The 7,725-nt window shown below is 62.3% G+C and carries 5 protein-coding genes; 3 read left to right on the forward strand and 2 right to left on the reverse strand.

What is annotated here, in order from left to right; all coding sequences use genetic code 11:
- Positions 1 to 18 precede the first annotated feature (18 nt).
- Positions 19 to 1,365 (reverse strand): spinster family MFS transporter, encoded by a 1,347-nt coding sequence (locus tag ACTJKT_RS24350; RefSeq protein ID WP_440788862.1) that lies wholly within the window; start codon positions 1,363 to 1,365, stop codon positions 19 to 21.
- Between the two features lie 338 nt (positions 1,366 to 1,703).
- Between ACTJKT_RS24350 and ACTJKT_RS24355 the strand changes: the two genes are divergently transcribed.
- Both ACTJKT_RS24355 and ACTJKT_RS24360 read left to right on the forward strand, forming a co-directional pair.
- Positions 1,704 to 2,063: a YkgJ family cysteine cluster protein gene (locus ACTJKT_RS24355; protein ID WP_025806747.1), complete on the forward strand. Its 360-nt coding sequence runs from the start codon at positions 1,704 to 1,706 to the stop codon at positions 2,061 to 2,063.
- Positions 2,064 to 2,207: 144 nt separating this feature from the next.
- Positions 2,208 to 4,496 (forward strand): putative bifunctional diguanylate cyclase/phosphodiesterase, encoded by a 2,289-nt coding sequence (locus tag ACTJKT_RS24360; RefSeq protein ID WP_440788867.1) that lies wholly within the window; start codon positions 2,208 to 2,210, stop codon positions 4,494 to 4,496.
- On the opposite strand, the gene ACTJKT_RS24365 is transcribed toward ACTJKT_RS24360, so the two are convergent.
- Positions 4,387 to 5,283 (reverse strand): NAD(P)-dependent oxidoreductase, encoded by an 897-nt coding sequence (locus ACTJKT_RS24365; protein ID WP_440788863.1) that lies wholly within the window; start codon positions 5,281 to 5,283, stop codon positions 4,387 to 4,389. The two genes, ACTJKT_RS24360 and ACTJKT_RS24365, sit on opposite strands and share 110 nt — an antisense overlap.
- A 192-nt stretch (positions 5,284 to 5,475) precedes the next feature.
- On the opposite strand from ACTJKT_RS24365, the gene ACTJKT_RS24370 reads away from it, so the two are divergent.
- Positions 5,476 to 7,659, forward strand: a complete 2,184-nt coding sequence (locus ACTJKT_RS24370) for a hypothetical protein (RefSeq protein WP_025806744.1) — start codon at positions 5,476 to 5,478, stop codon at positions 7,657 to 7,659.
- Positions 7,660 to 7,725: the final 66 nt, after the last annotated feature.

A 7,725-nucleotide genomic window follows, 5' to 3' on the forward strand; every position in this document is an offset into this window, starting at 1 on the left:
CCTACAGGACATGGTGGATCAGGCGGTCACCGCAGCCCCCGCCGGCGCGCCCGGCACCAACCCGTCCTTCATCCGCTGCGCATCGCGCACAAAGCAGCGCGAGGCCAGGAACAGGAACAGCATGGTCAGCAGCAGCGCCACCGGGATCAGGTACATGGCGTCATGCAGGCCGACCGCCTTGAACGCCTCGGTCATCTGCTCGGCCCCGGCGGCGTACATCGCCGCATGGGCGAAGTGATCGGACAGCGCCCCCACCACCACCGGCCCCAGGCCGCCACCCAACAGATACAGGCCGGCGAAGAACAGCGCCATGGCCGTGGCCCGCAAGCGTGGTTCGACCACATCCTGGATCGCCGTGTAAACGCAGGTATAGAAGTTGTAGGCGAACAGCCAGCCGACACTGAACACCGCGACGAACACCCCGATCTCGATGCGCCCGGCATGCAGGGCCCAGGCGGTGCACAGGGTCGAGATCAGCATGCTGAAGGCGGCGAACAACAACCGGCCGTTGGCGACACGCTGGTGGATCTTGTCGGCGACCCAGCCGCCCAGGGTCAGCCCGAACAGGCCGGTCACCCCGACTATCACCCCGGTCGCCACCGCGGCGTCCTGCAAGGACATCAGGAAATAACGCTGCAGCATCGGCACCAGGAACGAGTTGCAGGCGTAGGTGGCGAAGTTGAAGGTCAGCCCGGCCAGCACCAGCCAGAGAAAGGTCGGGATCGCCAGCACCCGGCGGATCGGCCGGTCGACGCGCTCCTGGGAGACCTTCACCGTCTCCGCCGCCCCGCGCTTGGGCTCCTTGATGAAGAACATGAACACCGCCAGCAACAGCCCCGGCACCGCGGCGATAAAGAAGGGTGCGCGCCAGCTGTCGAAGGCCTTGACCATGGCGCCGATGGTGAAGAACGCCAGCAACAGGCCCAGGGGCAGGCCGAGCATGAAGATACCCATGGCCCGGGCCCGGCGATGGGCCGGGAACAGGTCGCCGATCAGCGAGTTGGCGGCCGGCGCATAGCTGGCTTCGCCGATGCCGACGCCCATGCGCACGATCAGGAAACTCCAGAAACTGCCCACCAGGCCGTTGACCGCGGTCAGCCCGCTCCACACCGCCAGGCCCCAGCCCATGAGCTTGCTGCGCGAGCCGGTATCGGCCATGCGCCCCAGGGGCAGGCCGGCAATGGCGTAGACGATGGTGAAGGCGGTGCCGATGATGCCGATCTGGAAGTCGCTCAGGTGCCATTCCATGCGGATCGGCTCGATGATGATGGCCGGAATGGTGCGATCGAAGAAGTTGAACAGGTTAGCCAGGAACAACAGGAACAGAATGCGCCAGGCATTCGCCGCTTGGGTCGAGTTCTGCATGGGTCGGTCTCATTTATTGTTATTCGGCCAGACGCAACCGAGCCTGGAAGTTGCAATCTAGTCAGCCCCGCCGCGGTTGTCTGTAATGATTCGTAAGTCTGATATCAGGCAATCCGAAGCACGGTTCGTCGACCGCGCTCGACGGCTGCCCAAACAGCGCCAGCGCCCCCGCCAAAACCGCCGCAAGCCCCCGGATACCGGGGCTAAAGCCCGATTTTTCAAGGACTTGCACAGGGCCTGAAAAATACCTCGCGCGCCCCCTTCCCAAGGCCGTTGCGAAGCCTAGAATAGCGGCCTTGCTGCCCCCCTCATCAACCTCCTCCCCTTTGAATACGCCCATGTCCGAAGCCAGTCCGTGTCTGAATTGCGGTGCCTGCTGTTCACACTTTCGTGTGTCTTTTTTCTGGGGTGAATGCGCCTCTTCCGGCGGTACGGTCCCCGACGATCTGGTGGCGTCCATCAGCCCCAGCCGGGTCGCCATGCTCGGTACCGATTGCAAGCCGACCCGCTGCACCGCGCTGACCGGCGAGGTCGGCAAGGAAGTCAGCTGTTCGATCTACCACCAGCGCTCCAGCACCTGCCGCGAGTTCGAGGCGTCCTGGGAAAATGGCCAACAGAACGTCGATTGCGACGCCGCGCGCGCGGCATTCGGGCTCGCGCCCCTGGAGCCGACGCAGTACTTCGAACAGAGCGCTTAGCTCGATTGGTTATGAGCTGAATTCCGAAATCATTTAAGTCAATTTGCCACCATCGCTCCCGGCCTCGGCTCGGCTTCCTATACTCAGTCCCATTGGCCAGCCCCCCAGGGTTGGCCCTGGATGACTCAAGAAACGGGGCATGCGATGGAATGGCTTGGTCTGCATTTTTTTACCGAGCTCCCCGAAGGCGGGCAGGTATTACTCACCTGCAACCACAACCCCGTGCTGGTGATCCTCGCCTATCTGGTGGCCTGCGCCGGCAGCTTCGCCACCCTGGACATGGCCGAACGGGTGCGCCACGTCGACCTGGCAGCGGCCCAGCAACGCTGGCGCTGGGTCGGCGCCTTCTGCCTGGCCGGCGGCATCTGGGCCATGCACTTCATCGGCATGCTGGCGCTGCAGATCCCCATCGAAACCCATTACGACCTGCCCATGACCCTGCTGTCGCTGCTGATCGCGGTGATTGCATCCTGGCTGGCGATGAAGACCCTCAGCCATGCCCAACTGCAGCTGTGGCGCTACCTGCTGGCGTCGATCTGGATCGGCCTGGGCATCTGCACCATGCATTATGTCGGCATGGCCGCCATGCGCTCGCAAGCCACGGCCTACTACCAGCCCGACCTGTTCGGCCTGTCGATTGCCATCGCCATCAGCGCAAGCCTGGTCGCCTTGCTCTTGTCCCGCTACTTGAGCAATGGCAGCGGCGTGTTCCACCAGTTGCTCAAATATGCCTCCAGCCTGCTGCTGGGGGGTGGCATAGTCGCCATGCATTTCACCGGCATGTGGGCGTTGAAACTGGTGATGCCAGCGGCGGGCACACCCTCGATCGCGGTGGACGACAACCCCTTGCAACTGGGCCTGACCATCGCCGTGATTGCCCTGCTGATCATCGGCAGCAGCATCAGCGCAGCCCTGGCGGACAAGAAACTGCAGCACAAGGAGCAGGACCTGCGCCGGGTCAACACCCTGCTCAGCCAACTGGACCAGGCCCGGGTAGCGCTGCAACAGGTGGCGCATTACGACGCCCTGACCAACCTGATCAATCGTCGCGGTTTCAATCAGCTGTTCGCCGAAAAGCTCATCGAAAAGACCGTGCAGGGCGGCATGCTGGCGGTGATGTTCCTCGACATCGATCACTTCAAGCGGATCAACGACAGCCTCGGCCACGATGCCGGCGACGAACTGTTGAAGGTGATTGCCGGCCATATCAAAAGCTCCACCCGCAGCCATGAAGACGTGGTGGCGCGTTTCGGCGGAGACGAGTTCTGCATTCTCATGAGCCTGAACGACCGCGACGAAGCCCAGCACTTGGCGCAGCGCATCATGAGCAAGATGAAGGAGCCCATCGAGCTGGCAGGAAGGCGCATGGTGATGACCACCAGCATCGGCATCAGCGTCTTTCCCGACGATGGCAAGACCAGCGAAGAGCTACTCAAGCATGCCGACCTGGCGCTCTATCAATCCAAGGGCAGCGGTCGCAACAGCCTGCATTTCTTCAGCGCCAACCTGAAGACCCGGGCCAGCCTGGAACTGCAACTGGAGGAAGAGTTGCGCAACGCCCTGCGCAGCGAAGCCGGATTGACCCTGTATTACCAACCCATCTACGACCTGAGCAGCCGCAAAGTCAGCAAGCTCGAAGCGCTGGTGCGCTGGCGGCATCCGTTGCACGGGCTGCTGGCCCCGGACCGTTTCATCGGGATCGCCGAAGCCAACGGGCTGATTGCCGAACTGGACAACTGGGTCCTGCGCAAGGCCTGCGAGGACCTGGCCGCCCTGTCCCGCCACGGCTTTGCCGAGCTGAAAATCGCAGTGAACTGCTCGGCCCTGAACCTGGCCCGGGAGGAGCTGGCCGAGGAGATCGCCAACGCCCTGAGCAGCGCCGGTGTCGCGCCCCAGCGCCTGGAACTGGAGGTCACGGAAAACGCCCTGATGGGCAACATCGACAGCACTGTGGCCCTGTTGCGGCAGATCCGCAATCTCGGCGTATCACTGTCGATCGACGACTTCGGCACCGGTTACTCGTCCCTCGCCTACCTCAAGCGCCTGCCGCTCAACACCCTGAAGATCGACCGTTCGTTCATCCAGGACGTGCCCCAGTCGACCCAGGACAAGGAGATCGTCCAGGCGATCATCGTCATGGCCCATACCCTGCACTTGCAGGTGGTGACCGAAGGCGTCGAGAGCGTGCAGCAGTACGAATTCCTCGCCCAATACGGCTGCGACTTCATCCAGGGTTACCTGCTCAGCCGGGCGATGCCCCTGGAAGAGTTGCCCGGAATGATCGACGAGATCGAGCAGCGCATGCTGCCCGCCGTTGGCGTGGTCAGCCCTCTGACGCCGGTTCGCGATACAGGCGGATCAGGGTCGCGGGATCCTGCTCCAGATAGCCCTGGCCGCCATGCAGGCGCATCAGCTGTGCAGCCAATCCGCTGATCGGCGTGGCCGAGCCCTGCTCGCGAGAAAACTTCACCGCACCGTCCAGATCCTTGAGCAGGGTGCGCACATGCCATTTGATCGGTTCGAAGCGGCTTTCGGCCATCTGCGGGGCAAGGATCTGCAACGGCCTGGAATCGGCAAAACCACCGGCCAGCGCCTCGGCCAGCAATGACGCATCGACCCCGGAACGTTCGGCCAGCGCCACCACTTCGGCGATCACCAGCGCATTGCAGGCGACGATCATCTGGTTGCAGGCCTTGGTCACCTGGCCGGCGCCGACGCCGCCCATATGGGTCACCCGTTGCCCCAGATTGAGCAGGACTGGCCGAACCCTTTCGATATCCGCCGCCTCGCCGCCGACCATGATCGCCAGGCTGCCGGCCTCGGCACCGGGCGTGCCGCCGGACACCGGGGCATCGACCCAGCCCATGCCGGTGCTGCTCGCCAGCTGCGCGGCCATTTCCCGGGTGGCGGTCGGTTCCAGGCTGGAAAGGTCCACCAGCAACTGGCCGGCCCGGGCTCCCTGGGCGATACTCTCGGCACCGAACACCACCTCGCGCACCACCTCGGTATTGGCCAGGCACAGCAGCACCAGATCCGCGGATTCGCACAGCCGGGCCGGGGTCTCGGCCAGTCGCGCGCCGGCCTCCAGCAGCGGCGTGCATTTTTCCCGATTGCGGTTCCACACCACCAGGGGATAACCCGCCGCCAGCAGACGGCGACACATGGGCAAGCCCATCAGGCCAATACCGGCGAACCCGAGGGTGGGTAACGTAGCCATCATCTTGCCTCCTTTTGATTAAAGATCACCGAAAACTGGCCGATTCATCTGAACTTAGGAAAGGATTCCCCCTAGCGGCCATCAGACTTATCCCTATCGCTGGGGCCAATATCGCACTGTAAAGTCGCGAGAACCCACTTGATGGCTCTTTGATATCTTGTCACCGAGCCGACCAGTCCAGGCACACGGCGCACAATGACTTCTAAAAACAATTCTGCCAACGCAGTATCCGAACTGACGCTGACCCCGGGCAGCCAGAGCTTTTCAGATTCGAAGCCATTGTCCAGCTCGCGCCCGCAGGCGCCACAGCAGTACCTCTACTTCACCGAAACCAACACCGACCGTATCCTCGACAACCTCGACGGCCTGCGCGACTCGGTATTCCCCCGCGCACCGCACCTGGAGGACGAACTCGAGGCGCGTCGCGAGCAGGAGTTTCCCTCGGTCTGCCTGATCGGCCTGGGCCGCTGCGGGTCGAACATCGCCCTGGATGTGGCGGAGCTGGTGTACAACGCCCGCAAGTTCTACCTCAACGAGTTCAACAACGACGACAAGGCCTATGCCGACAAGGGCTACAGCCCCGCCCAGTGGATCCGCCACAACCTGCGCCTGGGCCAGAACAAGGCGAGCAAACCGGTGTTCCTGGTCGAGCCGCTGGTGATGCTGGGCGATCTGGACAAGGACATCGCCGGGCGCATCCGCTTCTCGCGCAAGGGCGAAAAGAGCGGCTTCATCCGTGACTACAGCAAGATGAAGATCATGGACCTCTCGGAAGTCCATGCCGGCGGCGCCGGTAACGCGCCGATCCTCGGCCAGTACCTGGCCAAGATCATCCTCAACAAGGACACCCAGCGCTTCTCCAGCCCCGACTGGAAAATGATCCACTCGTACCTGATCGACTCCTGCGGCATCAAGGCCAACCAGTCGCGCCTGTACTTCTCGATCTTCAGCGCCGGCGGCGGTACCGGTTCGGGCATGGCCTCGGAGTTCGGCCTGGCCCAGCAGTACTCGTACATGAACAAGACGTTCGACACCAAGCCGATCGACGAGCACGACAGCAAGAGCGGTCACTCCTTCGTCTTCGAGCCGATCTTCACCAGCGGTATCTGCGTACTGCCGAATATCTCCGACCACCGCAGCGAAATGTCCGAAGCCTTGCACATCAACGCCGGACGACTGCTGTGCAAATACCTGTCGGAAGAATGGGACTTCTCCTACAACTTCGATAACGAAGACAGCAGCGAAGCCAGCGTCATGGGGCGCATCCGCCCATGGAACGCGATGATGCTGATCTCCAACGACATCATGCGTTATGCCGAAGAAAGCGATGACGGCAACATCCAGAACATCGACGTCAACGCCATGGAGAAGCACGCCAACCAGTACATCTCCCAGCAGATCTTCAACATCCTCACCGCCCAGGCGGTGACCACCGACTACGACCAGAACTACTTCCGCCGCGCCGGCATCGACATCGGCGAGACCATCCGCCTGGATGCCAACGACCTGTTCATGAGCCTGGCCGGCCCGGTGGCGATCGCCTATGCCGAGTCCGTGGTCCCGGAAACCCCGGTGCCGACCGGCGACAAGTTCAAGGTGTTCGAGAAAGAGCCGCAGCGCCTGAACATCGACGACCTGTTCTTCCGCTCCATCGACCTGCCGCACTTCAACAAGGTGACCCAGGCCATCGAGGGCATCAGCCTGCTGCCGATCGAGTCCAAGCGTTATCGCGCGGCGCTGGAGCAATACAAGGCTTCCGGTTATGACGCAGCCGCCCTGCACGACCTGCACTTCTTCAAGAACTGCTCGTCGGTGGTGTCGATCGTCTCCCTGCCGAAGGACTACAAGCTGTCGTACATGGACCTGAACCGGCTCAAGACCCACCTCAACAGCCTGTTCCCCAACACCACCCTCAAGCGTTACGCCCTGGTGATCGGCGCTTCGGCCAACCTGTCGCTGACCACCCTGATCGCCAAGAGCCCGTGCCTGTCGGACGACTTCCTGACCCTGATCGTGGCCTTTATCAAGCGTTGCTTCGCCCGCAACCCGTACCGCTTCGACGAGACCCTGGACAACTCGATCCTCGATTTCATCGTCAGCGAGGAGTTCGATGAAAGCCGCATCGACGAGCTGCTCAACGAGTTCGAGAACCCGGCGAAGATCCTCGATACCAACTGGTACGCAATCAAGCCGATGTACGAGAAGAAGTACCGCGAACTGATCAACGACAAGGACAAGTTCGTCTCGATCAACGACATCCGCCTGTCCCGCGATTGCGTGAAGAAAGCCATCAAGTACCTGCGCGAGATCTATCGTCACCGCATCGGCAAGACCAAGGTCATCTCGTTGAACAACCATACCGGCAGGACAGCGTACTAACAGCGCCCCCTCATCTGTAGGAGCGAAGCTTGCTCGCGATCAGCGGCATCGAGCTCAAGCGATGTC

Origin of the sequence: Pseudomonas sp. 22526, from assembly GCF_052044735.1 — a bacterium.
In the GTDB taxonomy this organism is placed as follows: Bacteria; Pseudomonadota; Gammaproteobacteria; order Pseudomonadales; family Pseudomonadaceae; genus Aquipseudomonas; species Aquipseudomonas piscium.